Here is an 18,637-nt window from a genome sequence, read left to right as displayed (position 1 = left end):
GTAAAGGGTGGCACTATCAATAAATACTACTTTAATTTCACATATAATTTTATTGCTTATTAATAGTGTTATGTTTCACGAATTAAATTTATTCATTAGACTAAAATATAAAAAAAAGTTACAAAATAACGATTCAATCATTATGAAAACAGCAGGTTAGTAGTGTCTATTTCAGCTAAAACATTCAAAAGGAATTGTTTTGCATTTTGGAATTTATAAAAAGAACTAAATTCAATCATAAATTCTGAAAAAGCATTGTGCTTGTTGTTCGTATCGAATTTCTTCTATATTAAAATTCCTATTTGACTTAAAAATGATTTTTGCGCTTCATCCATTCGTAGTTCACAATAGAGAGAAAGTAAAACAGGAAATCAGCGCAAAGTTTTCCCGCCATGATTCCCGTTACCGCATTTCCTGTCAAAATAGGCAACCAGTACATACAAAACGGACGTACTAATAAAATATCTAAAAGGGCAGGGTAACCAAATTCCAATACTAAGTTTTTGACAATCCTTAAAATGTCATTTAAAGAAGTCTGTTTTTCTAGGTCTTTATTCTTTTTGGCGAGTTGAATGTAGGCCATGCTAATAATAACCCCATAAAAAGCAAAGTACTCCATAAAGGTAATCAAGTAAGCCGTAGTCAAACCACTAAAAATCCTGCTGAACTGCGAACCCAATAAGGCAGCAGTAGTCGCAGCCAATTCGGCATATTTATAACGATCAAACCATTCTTTAAACTGTACTTTCGAAAGCATAATTGGGTGTTGCTATTTTTACAAAAAGCAAAATTAGACTAAATTAGGAATAAGAAGAGGAAAAACTACCTTGTTTAAAGGAAGGGATTGTACTTTAGTTTGCCGTATTTGTAAATGTTTTTTTGTCTTTCAAAATTTTAAAAACGTCACTAATATTGTTTTCTCCGCGATGCGAATAATAGTTTCCATAAGAATCTATTATAACGGTGCTATTACAAGGATAATGCACAGGAAAAAAAATAGTTTCTATTAATTTGTTTTTATCCATGATCCAATCAATATTTCCATAAGCTGCTGTTCCTTCGGGGGATTTATAGACAAAAAACTGTTTGATATTTTGGTTCTTTTTAAGCTTTTTTAAATACTCTTGATAGTTCTGTCTCGTCATTTCCTTGTCACCACTACTATTACAGGCATCTTGGCCAGGATAATAATAGATGACTATTTTATCCTCTTTATCATAATAGGCTGAACTAATTGCTAAATCTGCTTTTAAGGCGTTAAGTTGACTGTTACTTATTTTTCCTTTTTTAATTCTTTTAGCGCTAACATTTAAGTAGATAGAATCAGCATCAAATTTTAGATTCAAATAATCGTCGCCTGAATTGCGGTCGTAGTCTTGTTGAGTAATCAACTCTAAGTCGTCGTTTACATAAACTTCCTTTTTTTGCGCAGAAACAATCGAAATGCTAATAGTAATAAATAGAATTATAAACAGCTTGCTTTTTCTCATTTTGTTTAATTTACAGCCTTGAATTGCTTCATTTCTTGCAAGGGTTCGATGGCATTGTAGTCTTTCCAAATCTTTGGATCGTAGGATTTGATATTTATATATTTAAAATCTTCCTCTTTAATTTTTTCAATTGCTGACTGCGATATTTCAGTGCGGGACATATTTAGAAACTCTGTTTTATTGCGCATATTGGCTTCCATTTTAAAATCAAGTGCTAAAACATCTTTTTCACCCTTAGCTAACTCTATAAGTTTAAGTGGGCGATTTAGGTAAAAGTAATTTCCGCTTTCTGTTGCGGCATACTGCATGTAGTAGTTATCGTCTTCGGCTCTTTTTTTATAAATAATAGTTCCTTTACTTACATTCTCAGAGACTTTAATTCCTAAAAGAAACTTCATATTAAAATTACTCACTTTCTCTCCTTCATCTAGGACATAATCAGCTCTCAGAACGGCATAATCGGTTTCAGAAATATATAATTTCCCCACATACATCGCTTTACTTTTTCGAGGTTTAAAACTCAGTACATAAGCAAATTCATTTTGGTTTGTGTAGGTCGTTCCTTCATAAGCATAGTCATATAGCTTCGGATTTTGTATAAAATCAAATCTCTTGTTCTTTAAAAAGTTGTTTTCATTCATGAAGCTGTTCAAATTAATTTTTGCAGCAGTTAATTGATTCTTTTCTTCTTTGTCTTTAGAGGTTTTTTTGTTGTTGAAGTCTTTACGTAATGATATCGTATCTCTAGATCCTATAAGTCCACTTTTTATGCGGTAATATTTAGTAGTATCTAGGTGTTGTAGCATCAATTTTTCGGCTGTTTTTTCTAAATCGTCTATGGATATAGATTCTCCTGCATTTTTTAAAATAGTGGCTTTTAACACATCTAGTTTGGATCTAAACACAAACTTATCTGCTTTTTTTGTTTTAACTGAATAGTAATTGCAAAGCACATCAGTAAATGATACTGGTGGCCTCGAAATTAATTTAGTAGAGAAAGACTGCAAGTCGTTGTTGACTTTTGATAATGCTTGCTTGCTAAAGCCAGTTGATTTGTTAATTTCGATATCAATTATAGAAGGATTGAAATAATTAGATTTTCTGAAAAAGAACATTTCTTTTGACCCTTTTTCACCGGTAGTATAATTTTGGCTCAAGTTGGCTTTTACATTTGCCATAATCTCGTAAGGATTTGGTTTTATGTTAGACACCGCAACATCGCTCAATTCATAAATTCCGGCTAAGAGTTTAATAGTAAAGTCGAGTTTTTTCAATTGGGCAACACTCAATTGCTGATTAACAAAACCCAAATAAGAAACAGTAAGTACGGTTTCATCACGACTGTTGTTTTCAGATAAAGTAAAATAACCTTCCCCATTAGAAACTAAATTCTCTGATTCGTTTACTCTAATGTTTGCATAGGGAATACTTTCCCCAGTATTAGAATCAATAATTTTCCCCCTGATGTTTTGGGCAAATGCTGTTTGAATCAAAAATAGAATGAAAAAAGTATATAGTAAGCTAGGTTTCATGTAAGGTATCTTTATTATAAACAAGACGAAGAGAAGGGGTTTTTGTTACAGCATTTATGAGTTTAGAACTAGTTTGTGTTGGAATCATGATTTATTTGCCGTGCAAGATTTACCACACGAAAGGATTCGTGCCTTTACTTTGTGAAATTTCGAATTTCATTTGCAATTTCTTTCAATAAATCGTTTGAAACATTTGCACTTAATTGTCTTGTATGAATTACCAATTTTGTCTTGTCAGAATTATAGTGTGTCCAAAATAATTGTTTCCCATTACCATATTGTTTATCAAAACTCACATCAAAAATTTCTTTAATTTCATCGCCATTGATATAGTTGCTACAAGCTAAAACAACAACAGCAAAACTTTGAAAGAAATCACTTTCTTTGAAAAAAATTTTCTAGATGGAATTCCGCTTTTGTTTGCATCTTTAGTAAATTTAGCAGGAGAACTATTCATTTCGGTCAAAAAGAAATTATTGTGAAAATCAATCTCTTTTTCTTTTAGTGATGATAGATCATTTAAAAATATTAAGTCGTGTAGTTTTTGATATTTACGCCAAGTTTGTCCTTCTTTTAGTTCTGTCGGATGCAAACTTTTATAAGGAAACAATGGATTTGAAGTTAAAGGAGAATCTTTACCGCCAATCCAATTAGGAATTGAATTTACTACAACATTATTTTTAATATTTAAATCCCATTTGACGGCATTTTCTTTAAAATCTTGTAAATTCTCTATCTGAAACTTAACATAATGTTCATCACGATTTGCTTTGTTTTCTATATCAGTTGCTGTTTCCTTTCCAATAATTAAAATTTTACTATTTGGATTTCCTGTTCCAATGTAGGTTTCCGTTTTTTTACATTCTGATGTATTTTTCACAAAAATTTGTTGGTATTCCATTGATTAAAAATATTTCATTTTGGTTGATTTCATAGTGTCGGCGGTAAACTAGCCTATAACGTTATGCCACTTAGCGATGTTGCGAACTTCGTGACCTATTATTTGCCGTTAAAGATATAATTTCTTACGAAACGTAAACGTGAATTTACCACAAAACTCGCAATATTGCTAAATGGCTGTTATGCAACGTTTTTATTTTAGTAAATTATGCAATCAGTAGTTTTAAAATAAAACCCATTGCTTTTTGTGTTTTCGATATTTCCATTGTTATTGATAGATAAAGTAAAACTCTCTTTTGATTCTGGACAATTGTTGTATTTCATCATTTTAAGTTTGTAACCATCTTTTTGCTTTACAAATCCATTTCCTTTTTCTGAATTTTGGTCAATGTCGTATTCATTTATTTTTCCGATCAAATAGGCTTCATACACATTATCAATTTTATCAATGAAAGTTTTCAATTCTTTTTCTGACTGTATGATTTTCCACTGGTCTTTTTCCAAATAAGTAATTCTGTAAGCACAAAGTGATGGATGACAACCTGAAAAAAATCCATTTAAATTAAATTCGTTTTTCGGAATGGATATATTTTCCGTATTCCCTTTTGAAAATAAAATTTCAAAATCCAAATCCTCAGTTTTATAATTTGGAAAGTGTTCAACTTGCCAATATTTAACGTTTTTATTTGGTATAATTTTTTTCAACAGAACTCCGTTTTCTGTATTTTTTGCTGATAACATTTCAAATTTTTGATTACATGAGCAAAAGAATAAAATATAAAAAATGGTTGTAATTATCTTAAATTTCATTTGTCAAGGCATGTTTTAAATGTTGCATAACTCGTAAATAACATCTAGAACATACGTGTTTTAATACATTATTTACTTAATTGTAAATAAACACTTTAAAAACCACAACCACAATACCCACTTTTAGTGATATGTACAAATACTTAAAAACTAAGTGTTAAAATTAGTTTTATTCTAAATATCTTTACGCTTTTATAATTAGCTATTATTCAAATGAAAAAACTATTATTTATTGCGTTTTTCGCAATTACTGCAGGCGTTTTTGCCCAAGACAACAGTCTAAGTACTGTTGGCGAAAATTACACCAAGAAAGAGGTGCATATTAAAATGCGAGATGGCGCTACTTTGTTTACCGCCATTTACACGCCAAAAGACAAATCAAAGAAATATCCTATCATCATGCAACGCACGCCTTACAGCTGTGCGCCTTATGGGGAAAACGAGTTCAAAAAGAGCATTGGTCCCAGCGAAACAATGATGAATGAAGGCTACATTGTCGTCTATCAAGATGTACGTGGGCGCTGGATGAGTGATGGTTTGTATGACAATATGCGTGCTTTTATCCCTAATAAAAAAGGAAAAACCCAAGTTGACGAAGCTTCAGATACTTATGATACTATTGATTGGTTGGTGAAAAATGCAACAAACAATAACGGAAATGTAGGTGTTTGGGGAATTTCGTATCCGGGATTTTATTCTACCTATTCTTTGTTGAGCAATCACCCGGCTTTGAAAGCAGTTTCGCCACAAGCTTGTATCAGTGATTTCTTTTTTGATGATTTTCATCACAATGGCGCTTATTTATTGAGCTACTGGAAAGCAACACCTTTATTTGGTATTCAAAAATCAGAAAAAACCAGCAAATCGTGGTATACCTTTCCTGATTTAGGAACTAAGGATGACTACCAGTTTTTTCTGGATGCAGGACCTTTGTCTAATCTGGATAAATATTATGGTAAAGAAGATGAATTTTGGCAACAGCTAAAAGACCACAGCAGCTATGATGATTTCTGGCAAAAACGTGGGATTCTACAACATTTAAAAGATATCAAACCTGCAGTAATGACTGTAGGAGGTTGGTTTGATGCCGAGGATTTATACGGCCCTTTAAACACTTACCAAGCAATCGAAAAAAGCAGTAAAAACTACAATACAATCGTTATGGGACCTTGGAGTCACGGTGATTGGGCTAGAAATAGTGCAACAGCTACCATTGGAAATATAAAATTTGGAGATAGTGTTTCTAGTTTTTACCAAAAAAATATTGAAGCTAACTTCTTTCGTCATTTCCTTAAAGACAATGCTAAAGGGGAGAACAAATTGCCAGAAGCTTATGTTTTTGATACTGGCGCTAAAGATTGGAAAACCTACGATGCATGGCCTCCTAAAAACACACAGAAAGAGGCGTATTTTTTAACTCAAAATACTATTACTGAGGAAACAGGTAAAAGTAATGCTTTCGCAGAATTCATCAGTGATCCTAAAAAACCGGTTCCGTTTACCGAAGATATCAATCAAAAAGGGATTACCCCAAGAAAATACATGACCGATGACCAACGTTTTGCTGCAAGACGCCCAGATGTTCTTGTGTATGAAACGTCAGCTTTAAGTAAGGATATGACGCTTGCCGGAGATATCCTAGCGCAATTACAAGTGTCTACTTCAGGAACTGATTCTGATTGGATTGTGAAATTAATAGATGTTTTTCCTGCAGACGAACCTGAAACTGCTGAGGTCGCACCATACTTAAAGATGAGCAATTACCATATGATGGTGCGTAGCGAGGTAATGAGAGGCCGTTTTAGAAATAGCTTCATCAATCCGGAACCTTTTGTAGCGAATCAAAAAACAGCGGTGAATATCAAACTGCAGGATGTAATGCATACATTCAAGAAAGGACATAAAATTCAAGTGCAGATTCAGAGCACGTGGTTTCCTTTGATAGATTTGAATCCGCAAACCTATGTAGACAATATTTTCTATGCTAAAGAATCAGATTTCAAAAAGCAAACGCAACGTGTGTATGATAATTCTAAAATCATTTTTACGGTATTGAAATAATAGAAATTCCCAAAAAGTAAAAAACCCAATCCTAGAAATAGTGATTGGGTTTTTAGTTTATATCGCTTTTTGACTATCGTGTTTGCAGCGTAAATTGGATGGCTTTTTCAACCAGTGGCGCCATAATTTCATAACCTACTTTGTTAGGATGGACACCATCGCCTGAGTAGGTTTTAGGTAATCCGTTTTGGTTATCAACCATCACCGAAAAGTAATCGACAAAAGTGATTGCGTTATCATCAGCATAATTTATTAATAAACTGTTTAGCGCCATAATTTTATTAGCCGGATCCTGATCAGGTTTCCAAGGAAAATCAGCTGCAGGTAATACGGAGCAGAGAATCACTTTTATATTATGGGCTTTCGCCAAATCAATCATAGAGAAAATATTATTTGTAATCATTTCTAAGGTTGCCGGGCCAGTATTACCGGCAATGTCATTGACTCCCGCTAGAATTACTACAACAGCAGGTTTTAAAGCGATTACGTCAGCCCTAAAACGAAGAAGCATTTGTGGTGTTGTTTGCCCGCTAATACCACGATTAATATAATTATGGGTTTGAAAATATTCAGGTGCTTCACGGCTCCAAAACTCAGTGATAGAATCTCCCATGAATACCACTCTGTTAGGATTAGGCTGCGCATTTTGTAGTAAGAGGTTGACTTTTTGGTATTTGTTTAGATTTGGCCAGTCTTGTGCCTGTAGTTTTTGTCCCATAAAAAATGATGTAAATAGTATTCCGAAAAATAATCTGTAAGCTTTCATAAGTGACTAGATTAGGTAGTTGAAAATAAGTGCTGTTTTTTGGAAGAAACAAACTTAATAATTTCGAAGCAATAAACAAGATGTCAGTATTGAGGCTTAAATTTCTGATAGGGTAGCAATTTAGATTGGGTAGTTAAATAGGAGTTAGGGAAAGCAGATTAAATTTTCGTTAAAAAAATGATGGACTGAAAAACTTACATTTTAAAAAGGTTAAATTTGAGAAAACTAAAAAAGAACCCATTATGAAAAGACATGCAACCGCAGTGTGGAACGGTTCCCTAAAAGAGGGAGCAGGAAAATTGACCACCCAAAGTACACTTATAGAAAACGCACAATATTCATTCAAATCTCGTTTTGAGCAAGGTGTAGGGACAAACCCAGAAGAATTAATCGCAGCAGCACACGCAGGATGTTTTACAATGCAGCTTTCGGCTTATATTGGCGAATTGGATTTTGAAATTGAAAGTATCGAAACAAAATGTGACATTGACTTGGTTGATGGTGCAATCGTAACTTCTCATCTGACTGTTAATGCTAAAGTAAAAGGCATTTCAGATGATGTTTTCCAACAACAGGTTACAAAAGCGGAGAAAAACTGTCCAATTTCTAAAGTGTTGAATGCAGCAATTTCTACTTCTGCGACTTTAGCACAATAATTATTGCTTTGGTTTAGAAACGAATTTCTTTTGAAAATGTATCAAACCGACAAAAAAAGCAGATAAATAAATTACCACTTATGTGGTGAAACTGTATAAAAAAGGGCTCTACTAAGTAGAGCCCTTTTTGTAATTTAAATAATGCTGGTTTTAAGAGATTGTCTTCTGGAAACAAACACTATCTTCAACTAATTCATATTGTCCGTAATTAGCGGTTATGCTGTATCCATTTTTCTTGTACAGAGCAATGGCTTCAGGGTATCTTTTGCCTGTTTCCAGTATGCAGCTATTGAAGTTTTCTTCTCTTGCCCATGATTCCAGTTCTTTCAGTATTTTTGAGGCAATGCCTTTACCGCGGTCTTCTGGATTAACAAACATCCTTTTTATTTCGGCAACATCGCCTTTATAAAATTTAAAAGCACCACAACCAATGGCTCTTTGGTCTTCATAAACCACAATTGCATGTTTGATGTTGTCCGTTTTGTTAAACTGCGCGTAGAAGCTGTGTTCTTCTCCGTCACGTTTTTCAATATCGTTGTCAAGTTCCTTTATGAGGGCAGTAAAATCAACATTCTCCGGGCTAGTTCTTGTAATTGTTATCATTTTAATCAAATAAATCAGATGATAAATAGCGATCGCCTCGATCGCATATGATGGCTACTATCACTCCCGATTCCAGTTCTTCAGCAATTTTAAGCGCCGTAGCAACTGATCCACCGCTGCTCATTCCTGCAAAAACGCCTTCCTCAAGAGCTAAACGTTTGGTCATCGCACGGGCTTCTTGTTCGCTCACTTCAACGATACGATCTACCTTAGAAGCATTAAAGATTTTAGGCAAATATTCCTGTGGCCATTTCCTGATTCCTGGAATTTGTGAGCCGTCACTAGGTTGTGCACCTATGATTTGTATGGCTGGATTTTTCTCTTTCAAATAAGTAGAAGTCCCCATAACCGTTCCAGTGGTTCCCATTGCCGCAACAAAATGGGTTACAGTTCCATCAGTATCGTTCCAAATTTCTGGACCGGTAGTTTTATAATGGGCTTTCCAGTTGTCATCATTAGCAAACTGGTTTAGCATCACATATCCACCTTCGGCCACTTTCTTGTCGGCATAGTCTCTAGACCCTAGAATTCCTTCCTTTGCGGAGGTTAAAATGACTGTTGCACCATAAGCTCTCATCGTTTGAGTACGCTCTTTAGTAGAGTCTTCTGGCAGGACTAATTCTATTTCAATATTGAATAACTGCGCAATCATTGCTAGTGCTATTCCTGTATTTCCGCTGGTGGCTTCAATTAGTTTGTCTCCTTTTTTAATGTCCCCTCTTTCTAAGGCTGATGCAATCATGTTGTAGGCTGCGCGGTCTTTGACACTTCCTCCAGGATTGTTCCCTTCGAGCTTCAACAAGAGTTTTACATTCTTGTTTTTGATTAAATTGACAGTCTCCATTAAAGGCGTATTGCCAATTAATTCTAATAATTTTTTTGGCTCCATATTATCTTAGCTCTTTTATTTTTACTTCTGTAGTTGTAGTATTGGTAACCAATGATCTTGGGGGAATGGACTTGGTAATCCATGCGTTTCCGCCAATAATACTGTTTTTACCAATTACTGTTTCTCCTCCTAAAATTGTTGCATTCGCGTAAATACAGACGTTTTTTTCTACAGTAGGATGTCTTTTGTTATCTTTCATTTCTTTGCTGACACTTAATGCTCCCAAAGTTACTCCCTGATAAATCTTTACGTTTTTTTCGATCACGGTAGTCTCACCAATTACAATACCTGTAGCGTGGTCTATAAAAATAGGCGAATCAATACTGGCACCTGCGTGGATATCCGTTCCAGTGATGCGGTGGGCATATTCACTCATTAATCTGGAGAATAACAGCAGGTCTAAAAGGTATAATTCATGACTCAGACGATAAATCGCAATGGCATAAAACCCAGGGTAAGCAAGGTATACTTCTTGTACGCTATTTGAGGCAGGGTCATTTTCCAAAAAGAAATTGGCATCTGCATTTAGCTTTTCGAGTACGGAAGGTAATTTTTCAAGAAAACTATCCCAAATAGAATCGCATATTCCCTTTGGCTTTTTGCATGCTACTACTGATATTTCTTTGAAAAGAACCTTCAGTTCGTCAATGCTTTCGCTTAATGGAGCATTCGAATCAAATAAAGTATAGAAGAGTTTCTCAGTAAATACTTCCGTTTTTGTTTTGATTCCGTAATTAATATTGGTGTGGCTTTTTAAAGCGGCGATATTTTTGATAATCAGATCTTTTGTCATGATTATGGGGTTGAATTGTTAATAGAAAGGACGTAGAAAATGATGTTTTTAGTAATGGCAACAACAATTCCAGTAGGAATTTGAAACGTTTAAGTTGAAAATAAGTTGACTGTTGCTCATGACTGTATTTTTTGGTTTAAATAAAAAATGAAACAAATATATTGAACTATTTCGAATAATTCTGAAAGAACTGATAGACTCTGCTAATAGAGGTATAAATAACAGTTGCATGAAACTTGGATGTAGTATTATTTTAACATAAATAATTTTAAATGCGTAAATTAGCTTGTTAAAAACAGTTTAAATGAACGCTATTCCGACATTTACAAGTGATCTATCAAAGAAGGAGTTTCCACTGACTGACAAGGTTTCTGGGAAAATAGTTCGCAAGCCTATTTTATCTTTGATGAAAACCGACTTTCCTGATTTCAGTACCGATCAGTTTTTGTCTATTACAGAACTTAATTTGTATCGGGAAAAATATATTTCTGATTATTTGTCCAATGAAATAGGGGAGTTGTCTAAAATAGAAGATGCTGTTTCGGAAGAATTTATGGAGTCTGATTCCATGGTCAGTAAAATGGAAGAGAAGTTGGAAGTGAGAACTTTTGGACAGTTGGTAGCAGATAAAGTTGCTAATTTTGGCGGAAGCTGGAAATTTATCATTCTGTTTGGCGTGTTCATCCTGCTCTGGATTTTGGCTAATATTTATATTCTATACAATAAAGGCTTTGATCCTTATCCTTTTATTTTATTAAATCTGATTTTATCTTGCCTTGCGGCTCTTCAAGCTCCAGTTATCATGATGAGTCAAAATCGGCAGGAGGAAAAAGATCGGGAAAGGGCCAGAAAGGATTATATGATTAATTTAAAGTCAGAACTTGAAATTAGAATGCTGCACGAAAAACTGGATCATTTGGTAAGGCATCAACAAGAAGAATTGATAGAAATTCAAAAGATTCAGATCGAAATGATGAATGATATATTGAGTAGAATTAATAAGTAATTCCGTTTTTTAGCTAATATATTCGGCTCAAAAGTGTTTGTAAATATAGCCGGCAATCATAAAAAGAACGTTTATAATTGCGACTGCAAAAATTAATTTTTGAGAAAAAAAGCGTTTGAATATTAAATGAAATCCCAGTAAGCCCAAAAATAAAAGTGTTGAAAATAGCGCTGGATACATTTCAAAAGAAGCGGCAAATTCTCCGTTCAAAAGAAGCAGGAATGATCGCTGAAAACCGCAGCCCAAACACTCCACTCCAAAGAGTGTTTTGCTCAAGCAAGGGAACATATATTTTTCTAAATCCAATGGTTTTATTTTTTTACAATTTACAAAATAACAGGAATCCTTTTCAATAAAAAAGAAAGGCAGTTTTAAATTTATTACTTTTGGAATCTGATATGTAAAGAAATGAAAAAAATAATAATTCCAATTATGATTGTTGCGATACTGGTTGCTTTTTTTGAGCAGGTGAGTGACGATAAAAACGTGTATATAACGGTAATTGCAATCGCTATATTTATGTTTGGGATGATGAGGTTAAGTGCCAAAACGCCAAGTAAAAATCAAGAAAAAGACGATAAAGATGTTCAATAAGGGAGACAAGGTTACAGTGCTCGACGAAGCCATTAATGGAGTGGTCTTGTCAACCAAAGATAAAGAAGTAACGGTAGAAACAGAGGATGGATTCGTGATGACATTTCTTGTCAATGAATTACTTAAAGTAAACGATTCCAATAACTTAATGGATTCTATTAGAAGAATTAATGTAGATGAAATTTCGAAGGAGAAAGAGATTCCAAAACCACGTAGTTTTGTAAAAGAGCGCAAGGATAAACACGAAGTTTCGGCTCCTGAGTTCGATTTGCACATTGAAAAACTAGTGCCTAACAAACGTGGAATGTCAAATTATGATATTCTGACTTTACAATCAGAAACGGCAAAACGGCACATCGAATTTGCTATCCGTAATCGTATACCTAAAATTGTTTTTATTCACGGAGTTGGTGAAGGAGTGCTTAAAGCAGAGCTTGATTTTTTATTAGGACGATATGACAATATCGCTTTTCAAGAAGGCAATTATCAAAAATATGGGCAAGGTGCCACCGAGGTTTTTATTAAGCAAAACAGCAAATAAAAGCATACCATTTTAAATAAAAAAGCTCCCATTTGTGATTGCAAATGGGAGCTTTTTTATGAGGTATTTTGAGTTGAATTATGAGGCTTAATTTGTCGTTAAAAGTTCCCCGTAAATGTAATTATCACCAAGTAAAAAATTGTTATTTCCTTTGGCCAAAGATGCTTTTTTAAGCACGATTGTATGCTTAAAACTACTTGGTCCGTTAGTTGTTGTTGTAACCTCGATGATACCACTTATTCCAGATATACCCGCTACACCATTCCATTCTTGACTCAACGCAGGAGTAGTTGGTGTTGTTGCATTACAAAAATAGGCTGAGGTAAGTAATCCCGAAAATAAACGATACTTAAGGATGTTTGTAGTAGTTCCAATAATTCCTGTTCGCGGACTATTTAATGGAGTTACTTCATTAACGATTAAACTAGGATCTATAGTTAACATTAAAGCCTCGCTACTGGTATAGTTATATATTTGATTTGAAGTAGAACATTTTTCTAGCGTTTCATCAAATAGGAAAGGCAAAGTGGTGGCAGTTGTTACGTAATCGCCAAAAGCGAAAGTTTCATAAACCTGCGTTCCGCTACTCTTAGCAAATGTGATGTTCTTGAAAACAATATTATGATTGTATCCAGTAATTTTAGTACTATTATCAGTAGTATTTGTCGTTTTTACTGCTGTAGTGAGTATTTGAATAGTACCGTCAGTTGCAGTCCATTGGTCCGTTACAATAGGTGCTGCTGCTGGTATGGTCTCACAGATATTATCTGCTGATACGGTACCGTTAAAAAAGCGGTAAACAACGCGATTACTAGTGCTACTGATGCTTAGCTCCGTAGGTGTATTAGTAGAAGATGGCTCAGTTGTAAAGGAAGTTTCCGGAATTTCAACTAGTAAAGCTTCTTTTTCGTTTAGCTTGTAAATAATATTATTAGTACTACAACTTTGCATAGTTGCAGATTCAAAATCGATATCTTCTTGAATTAAATTACCGTCATCACAACCATTCAATAGTACCACAAAAACCAATAGGCTTAGAACTCTTTTCATCGTAAAATATATTTTGACAAAAATAGCGAAAAAAATGGCAATTGATAATTGAGAATACACAATTGATATTTCATAACTTTGCAGTAATGAAAAAAGTATATCTCGATAACGCATCAACGACAGCCATTCGTGCCGAAGTCATTCAAGAAATGACCAAGGTAATGGCAGAAGATTTTGGAAATCCTTCTTCAACACATAGTTTTGGCCGCAATGGAAAAAGCGTTTTGGAGCTCTCTAGAAAATCAATCGCCAAGCAATTGAATGCTGCGGCTCAGGAAATTATTTTTACTTCCTGTGGAACAGAAGCTAACAATTGGATTCTTCGTTCAGCTGTTGTGGATTTGAAGGTAAAACGAATAATAACAAGCAAAATTGAGCATCACGCCGTTCTATATACCGTTCAGGCATTGCAAAAAGAATTTGGTATTCAGGTCGATTATGTTGCCGTCAAGTCTAATGGTGATATCGATATTACTGATTTAGTGCAGTTGTTATCACAGGATGATAAAACTTTAGTGAGTTTGATGCATGTGAACAACGAAACTGGAAATGTTTTAGATATAAAACGAATAGGGGTGATTTGTGCAGAGCATAATGTCTTGTTTCACTCTGATACTGTACAATCCATAGGAAAAATAGAATTGGACGTGCAAGCGTTTCCAATAAATTTCCTAGTTGCCAGCGCACACAAATTTCACGGACCTAAAGGTGTGGGATTTGCATTTGTAAGGAAAAATTCAGGATTGCAGCCACTTTTTTATGGTGGCGAACAAGAAAAGGGATTGCGTGCTGGAACGGAAGCGGTACACCAAATTGCAGGAATGGCAAAAGCATTAGAGCTTTCGTATGCCAATTTAGATACAGAAAGGGCACATATATCCGAATTAAAGAAATATTTGATTGAACAGCTTGAAATTGAGTTTGCGGGCTATGTTGTAAACGGAAGCCAAGATGGACTTTATAATATGCTAAATGTTTTATTACCTTTTTCAGCTGATAAAACGGCAATGATTTTATTTAATCTGGACATGAAGGGGATTGCAGTTTCTAGAGGAAGCGCTTGTCAGAGCGGTAGCATTAGAGCATCGCATGTTTTAGCGGAAATGCTCTCTCAGGAGGATTTGAAAAAACCAAGCCTACGAATTTCCTTTAGCCATTACAACAGCAAGGAAGATGTCGATTTGCTAATAGCGGCATTAAAAAATATCTAAAAACAGAAAAACCGCTTCAAAGCGGTTTTTCTGTTTTTAGATAGTATAGATTTGATTTTATTCTACAACTCTTTCTAAAGCTTCTTTAGCTTCCTTTTCCTCTTTAGCTTTTTGTCTTTTTAACAAAATTGATTCTCTTGTTTTGGCAGTTACCATTAGGCCAACCATCATAACCAAGGCGGTTAATAGTATAACCTGAATAATAACTGATTTATTAATCAATAATATCTTGTGCTCAGGAGCGATCGAAAGGAATAATAAGATGGTTATAAGTCCTCTTGGTGCCACAAATAACAAAGGAAATAAGGGGATTTTTGAGATTTTTAGTTGAATGATTCTCAATATAAAAACGCCTAATACTATTCCAACTGACCATACTAATGTATCTAGGTTTATTATTTCAGAGGTCTTAATCAAATACCCAAACAAAAGAAAGAATAGCGCTCTAACAAGAAAAGTAGCTTCAACTATAAGTTCTTTAAATTTAGAAACCTCCTTGTTTAATAATAATAAATCAAGTCTAAAGTTTTGAATCCATTTAAAATGTTTTAGTTCATCTAAATTCCCAATTGATAATCCAAACACCAAGATAAAAATAAGTGCTGGCAAATGGAATATTTTTGAAATTTCATATATCAATATGATTAGCAATATGATAGGTACAAATTTGATATGATGGTCAATTTTCTTTAGAAGAAAAGAAAGCAAAATAGTAGCGACAAATGAAATCGCGATAATAATTAAAATCTCCAGACAAAAATACCCAAAAGTTTCTAAGCCAAAACTAGTGTTATAGATGATGAAGTTAAAAAATATTACCCCAAAAATATCTGACAAGCTACTTTCGTAGATAATAAATTCTTTTTGACTTGAAGATAGGTTTCTAACGCTTGGAATGGCAATGGCGCTGCTAATCACACAAAAAGGGATCGCATTTGTAAGGCTATCTTTAAACGAATATCCCCCGTAATAATGCAATAAGTAAGCTAAGGAAAAGGCCAAAATAATCAAAGGCAGAAATGCTCCCAATGAAGATTTTTTTATGAGTCCAATTTTAGACTTATTGAGTTCAAGTTCCAAGGAGCCTTCGAGTACGATAAGGATTAGTCCTATGGTACCTAATACAGGTAGGGTAGAGGAAAGGTCAGGAATCTCAATACTAAATAAGTAGGTAGCTTCTCTTACTATCCATCCCAATAGCAGTAATAATATTACAGAAGGTATTTTAGTCCTTGCAGCAGTAAGATCAAATAAATAAGCAACCAGTAACAATAGACAAAGTGAAATTATTATTGTCATAGAAAATTATTTTTTTTTTAATTTTAATGTGTATCCACTAATTATAATGGATGCAGCCGACCCGAAATATAGTACATTTGATTGTCAAAACATAAAAATTAGTTTAAATATCAAAAAAAAAGTTACCATCTGTTAATTCTATTTCTTTCACTTAGCTGTTTATCAGGCAGTAATTCTTTCCGTTCTTTTTTATTACATATAGGTATTGTTGATTAGCTGGAATATTTTTCCATTATCAGGCGGGCTTTAAAAAAGCATAATGTTGACTCAGCACCCTGATTTATGTTAATGCATTTGTCTTCTAGTCCGTCATAAGAGGCACCATTCTCAGGATTATACATAATTTGCTGTAGATGGTTATTGCCTAAAAACCAAATGAAAGCGAGCTTGAGTTGATCTTTGTATTTTCTATTCCTTGTTACTTCATTAAACAAATCTAAAGTGATTATCGTTGTAGCCACTTCGATGGGCTGTTCTCCATAAAAGGTCCTTGCGTTTTCTTTTTTAAACCAACTTCTGTTTGAAACTACCTTTAACTGCCCTTTCATGAAATAATGGGATAGTAGAAAGTCAAAGGTGATTAGTGCGATTTTTTTATATTTCATTTTTCCTGTTACCAGATAACTGTACATCATTGCTTCCGGCAGCACATTATTAGCATAAGTCATATAATCTTCATACCAACACCAGTTCACTTCTGAGTTAATTTGATAATGGCGTAATAATTCATTAGCTAATTTTTCAATATGTTTCTCGATTGCTTCATCTTTATGGGTAGAGTAATAATTATATAGTCCCTTTATTGCATAGGCCATGGCCCTCGGTGAATTGATATCGGCAAGTCTTAGGATTGCTTTATCCCAGCATTTTTTTGCTCTTAGTACAATTTCAATAGGCAGCGTTTCCTTATGACCAATTACAGTTCCCAAACTCCACAAAGCTCTTCCATTAGCATCTTCTAAATTGACTTCGCCATTCTGCTTTGTCAGTTGATTGTCGAAATCCTTATAGTTGTCAAACCAACCGTTTTCCCTTTGAATATCTTCAATGTATTTAAGATAGGTGCTTGCCATTATCAAGCTTTCATCATCTGGAAAAATTTTATTGTACATAACCATATCAATTAGCGCCCTTGCATTATCGTCTAAAGTGTATCCAGATTCCGGATCAGGTTCAGAAAATTTTGAAAACTGTAATATACCAAGGTCTGTTGTTAGTTTCTTAATATGATCTATTTTGAGTGGTGGCATATTGAACTGTAAATCCTCTACTCTGTTTGTCAATTCACCAAACATCAATCCATATTGTATGGCTATGTTCTCCCAAGCCGGGGCATGTGATAAGGAAAAAGCATTTTTCCCCATCGCAATTCGCTCTTCTTTATTTTCAACAAGTCGCAATATTGCGGCTTTAAATTCTTCTGGATTATCAAATTCTTTTAATAATATACCAGCATTATGTTCAAGCGCTTCAACGGCATGCGGAATTGGGGTCGAAATAACTGCACATCCGCAACTCATAGCGTAAGCAAAAGTACCGCTCACCGCCTGATTAGGGTCTTTTGAGGAAAAAAGATAGATATCGGATAATGTTAAATATTCCAAGAGTTCCTTCAATTCAAGATATTCATTGATGAATACAACGTTGTCTTCTAATTGTAGTTCCTGTACTGTGGCAATTAATAGATTACGATATTTCTCTCCCTCCTTTCTAATAATTTCAGGATGAGTTTTACCAATTATGAAATAGACAATTTGTGGATGTTTTTTTACGATTTCTGTTAAGGCAAATAATGTTGTTTCAATATTCTTGTTTTCGCTTATGAGACCAAAAGTGGACAGTACTATTTTATCTGATAGTCCATACTTATCTTTTAGCTTTGCTTTCTGCTCCCAAAGTATGCTGTGATTGCCATGTGGAATTACTTGGATTTTGGACATGGAACAGTCATAATGAGATGTCAAAATCTCACGAGATTTTTTAGTTAGCACTATTATTTTGTCTGATAGATCTGCTATGGCATGAACTATTTTTTTTCGTTTTTGATCAGGATTTGGTAATACTGTATGAAAAATAGTAGCGATTGGTTTGTTTAAAGCCAATATGAATGCAAGGACATAATCACCGTATTCGCCACCATAAAGTCCAAACTCATGCTGAATGCAAACCAACCCAATATCTTTTCGTTCGTTTATTTTTTCGGCTATAATTTGGAATTCTTCTAACTTGGAAGAAGTTATAGTGTAGACCACTTCCTGATTGTATTGGTATTGGTCTTTTTTATTTTGTAGAGCGCACACTTCAATAGGCAATGTATCACCAAATACATTTTTTACTGCATTGACAATGTCATTTGAAAAAGTTGCCAATCCACACTCTCGAGGGGGATAGGAACTTACAATTAGCATTTTTATTTCTTTTTCAAACTTCATTTCC

Annotated in this window: 20 protein-coding genes; 6 read left to right on the top strand and 14 right to left on the bottom strand. The window is 34.2% G+C overall.

Annotated elements, in window-relative coordinates:
• Nucleotides 1-307: 307 nt before the first annotated feature.
• The 6 genes from BLV91_RS03080 to BLV91_RS03060 all read right to left on the bottom strand — a co-directional run bounded on the left by BLV91_RS03080 (nt 308) and on the right by BLV91_RS03060 (nt 4,663).
• A complete protein-coding gene (locus tag BLV91_RS03080; protein ID WP_091429515.1) occupies nt 308-757 on the bottom strand; it encodes a hypothetical protein in 450 nt (149 codons plus the stop codon).
• A 94-nt stretch (nt 758-851) separates the two neighbouring features.
• Nucleotides 852-1,490: a hypothetical protein gene (locus tag BLV91_RS03075; RefSeq protein ID WP_091429513.1), complete on the bottom strand. Its 639-nt coding sequence runs from the start codon at nt 1,488-1,490 to the stop codon at nt 852-854.
• A 5-nt stretch (nt 1,491-1,495) separates the two neighbouring features.
• Nucleotides 1,496-3,022 carry a carboxypeptidase-like regulatory domain-containing protein gene (locus BLV91_RS03070; RefSeq protein WP_091429511.1) on the bottom strand — a complete coding sequence of 509 codons (1,527 nt, stop codon included), beginning with the start codon at nt 3,020-3,022 and terminating at the stop codon, nt 1,496-1,498.
• A 134-nt stretch (nt 3,023-3,156) separates the two neighbouring features.
• On the bottom strand, nt 3,157-3,318 hold the full coding sequence (locus tag BLV91_RS16950; RefSeq protein ID WP_175513940.1) for a hypothetical protein: 162 nt from the start codon (nt 3,316-3,318) through the stop codon (nt 3,157-3,159).
• A gap of 47 nt (nt 3,319-3,365) precedes the next feature.
• Nucleotides 3,366-3,923: a hypothetical protein gene (locus tag BLV91_RS03065; protein ID WP_091429509.1), complete on the bottom strand. Its 558-nt coding sequence runs from the start codon at nt 3,921-3,923 to the stop codon at nt 3,366-3,368.
• Between the two features lie 197 nt (nt 3,924-4,120).
• Entirely contained in the window at nt 4,121-4,663 is a 543-nt protein-coding gene (locus BLV91_RS03060) for a hypothetical protein (protein WP_091429506.1), read from the bottom strand.
• A 282-nt stretch (nt 4,664-4,945) separates the two neighbouring features.
• Here BLV91_RS03060 and BLV91_RS03055 point away from each other — a divergent pair, with 282 nt between their 5' ends.
• Nucleotides 4,946-6,793: a CocE/NonD family hydrolase gene (locus BLV91_RS03055; RefSeq protein WP_091429504.1), complete on the top strand. Its 1,848-nt coding sequence runs from the start codon at nt 4,946-4,948 to the stop codon at nt 6,791-6,793.
• A 73-nt stretch (nt 6,794-6,866) separates the two neighbouring features.
• Here BLV91_RS03055 and BLV91_RS03050 read toward each other — a convergent pair whose 3' ends face one another.
• The gene (locus BLV91_RS03050; protein WP_091429769.1) at nt 6,867-7,511 is read right to left on the bottom strand and encodes an SGNH/GDSL hydrolase family protein; all 645 of its coding nucleotides are present in this window, start codon (nt 7,509-7,511) and stop codon (nt 6,867-6,869) included.
• A gap of 290 nt (nt 7,512-7,801) precedes the next feature.
• Between BLV91_RS03050 and BLV91_RS03045 the strand changes: the two genes are divergently transcribed.
• A complete protein-coding gene (locus tag BLV91_RS03045; protein ID WP_091429502.1) occupies nt 7,802-8,215 on the top strand; it encodes an OsmC family peroxiredoxin in 414 nt (137 codons plus the stop codon).
• A 150-nt stretch (nt 8,216-8,365) separates the two neighbouring features.
• On the opposite strand, the gene BLV91_RS03040 is transcribed toward BLV91_RS03045, so the two are convergent.
• From BLV91_RS03040 to epsC, 3 genes are read right to left on the bottom strand one after another with little or no spacing between them, the layout of a single operon-like run.
• Nucleotides 8,366-8,818: a GNAT family N-acetyltransferase gene (locus BLV91_RS03040; protein WP_091429500.1), complete on the bottom strand. Its 453-nt coding sequence runs from the start codon at nt 8,816-8,818 to the stop codon at nt 8,366-8,368.
• Between the two features lies 1 nt (nt 8,819).
• Nucleotides 8,820-9,707, bottom strand: a complete 888-nt coding sequence (cysM, locus tag BLV91_RS03035) for a cysteine synthase CysM (protein WP_091429497.1) — start codon at nt 9,705-9,707, stop codon at nt 8,820-8,822.
• Between the two features lies 1 nt (nt 9,708).
• The gene (gene epsC, locus BLV91_RS03030) at nt 9,709-10,500 is read right to left on the bottom strand and encodes a serine O-acetyltransferase EpsC (RefSeq protein ID WP_091429495.1); all 792 of its coding nucleotides are present in this window, start codon (nt 10,498-10,500) and stop codon (nt 9,709-9,711) included.
• Nucleotides 10,501-10,804: 304 nt separating this feature from the next.
• On the opposite strand from epsC, the gene BLV91_RS03025 reads away from it, so the two are divergent.
• Nucleotides 10,805-11,506, top strand: coding sequence for a DUF1003 domain-containing protein (locus tag BLV91_RS03025; RefSeq protein ID WP_091429493.1), 702 nt, complete (start codon nt 10,805-10,807; stop codon nt 11,504-11,506).
• A 27-nt stretch (nt 11,507-11,533) separates the two neighbouring features.
• On the opposite strand, the gene BLV91_RS03020 is transcribed toward BLV91_RS03025, so the two are convergent.
• Nucleotides 11,534-11,812, bottom strand: coding sequence for a DUF2752 domain-containing protein (locus tag BLV91_RS03020; RefSeq protein ID WP_245709595.1), 279 nt, complete (start codon nt 11,810-11,812; stop codon nt 11,534-11,536).
• A gap of 102 nt (nt 11,813-11,914) precedes the next feature.
• On the opposite strand from BLV91_RS03020, the gene BLV91_RS03015 reads away from it, so the two are divergent.
• The gene (locus BLV91_RS03015) at nt 11,915-12,100 is read left to right on the top strand and encodes a hypothetical protein (protein ID WP_091429492.1); all 186 of its coding nucleotides are present in this window, start codon (nt 11,915-11,917) and stop codon (nt 12,098-12,100) included.
• Nucleotides 12,090-12,641, top strand: coding sequence for a Smr/MutS family protein (locus tag BLV91_RS03010; RefSeq protein ID WP_091429490.1), 552 nt, complete (start codon nt 12,090-12,092; stop codon nt 12,639-12,641). Before BLV91_RS03015 ends, BLV91_RS03010 begins: the two co-directional genes overlap by 11 nt.
• An 87-nt stretch (nt 12,642-12,728) precedes the next feature.
• Here the strand turns inward: BLV91_RS03010 and BLV91_RS03005 are convergent, their stop codons facing one another.
• Nucleotides 12,729-13,691, bottom strand: coding sequence for a hypothetical protein (locus BLV91_RS03005; RefSeq protein WP_139262260.1), 963 nt, complete (start codon nt 13,689-13,691; stop codon nt 12,729-12,731).
• A gap of 86 nt (nt 13,692-13,777) precedes the next feature.
• Between BLV91_RS03005 and BLV91_RS03000 the strand changes: the two genes are divergently transcribed.
• Complete coding sequence (locus BLV91_RS03000) at nt 13,778-14,902, top strand: cysteine desulfurase family protein (RefSeq protein ID WP_091429486.1); 1,125 nt, start codon at nt 13,778-13,780, stop codon at nt 14,900-14,902.
• Between the two features lie 57 nt (nt 14,903-14,959).
• Here the strand turns inward: BLV91_RS03000 and BLV91_RS02995 are convergent, their stop codons facing one another.
• Together BLV91_RS02995 and BLV91_RS02990 are read right to left on the bottom strand one after the other, a co-directional pair.
• Nucleotides 14,960-16,201, bottom strand: coding sequence for a cation:proton antiporter (locus BLV91_RS02995; protein WP_091429484.1), 1,242 nt, complete (start codon nt 16,199-16,201; stop codon nt 14,960-14,962).
• A gap of 212 nt (nt 16,202-16,413) precedes the next feature.
• On the bottom strand, nt 16,414-18,633 hold the full coding sequence (locus BLV91_RS02990) for a glycosyltransferase (protein ID WP_091429482.1): 2,220 nt from the start codon (nt 18,631-18,633) through the stop codon (nt 16,414-16,416).
• Nucleotides 18,634-18,637: the final 4 nt, after the last annotated feature.

The organism is Flavobacterium degerlachei (assembly GCF_900106645.1).
GTDB classification, from domain to species: Bacteria; Bacteroidota; Bacteroidia; order Flavobacteriales; family Flavobacteriaceae; genus Flavobacterium; species Flavobacterium degerlachei.
The sequence above is the reverse complement of the archived record's forward strand: the minus strand, read 5'-3'. Positions and strand labels throughout refer to the sequence as shown.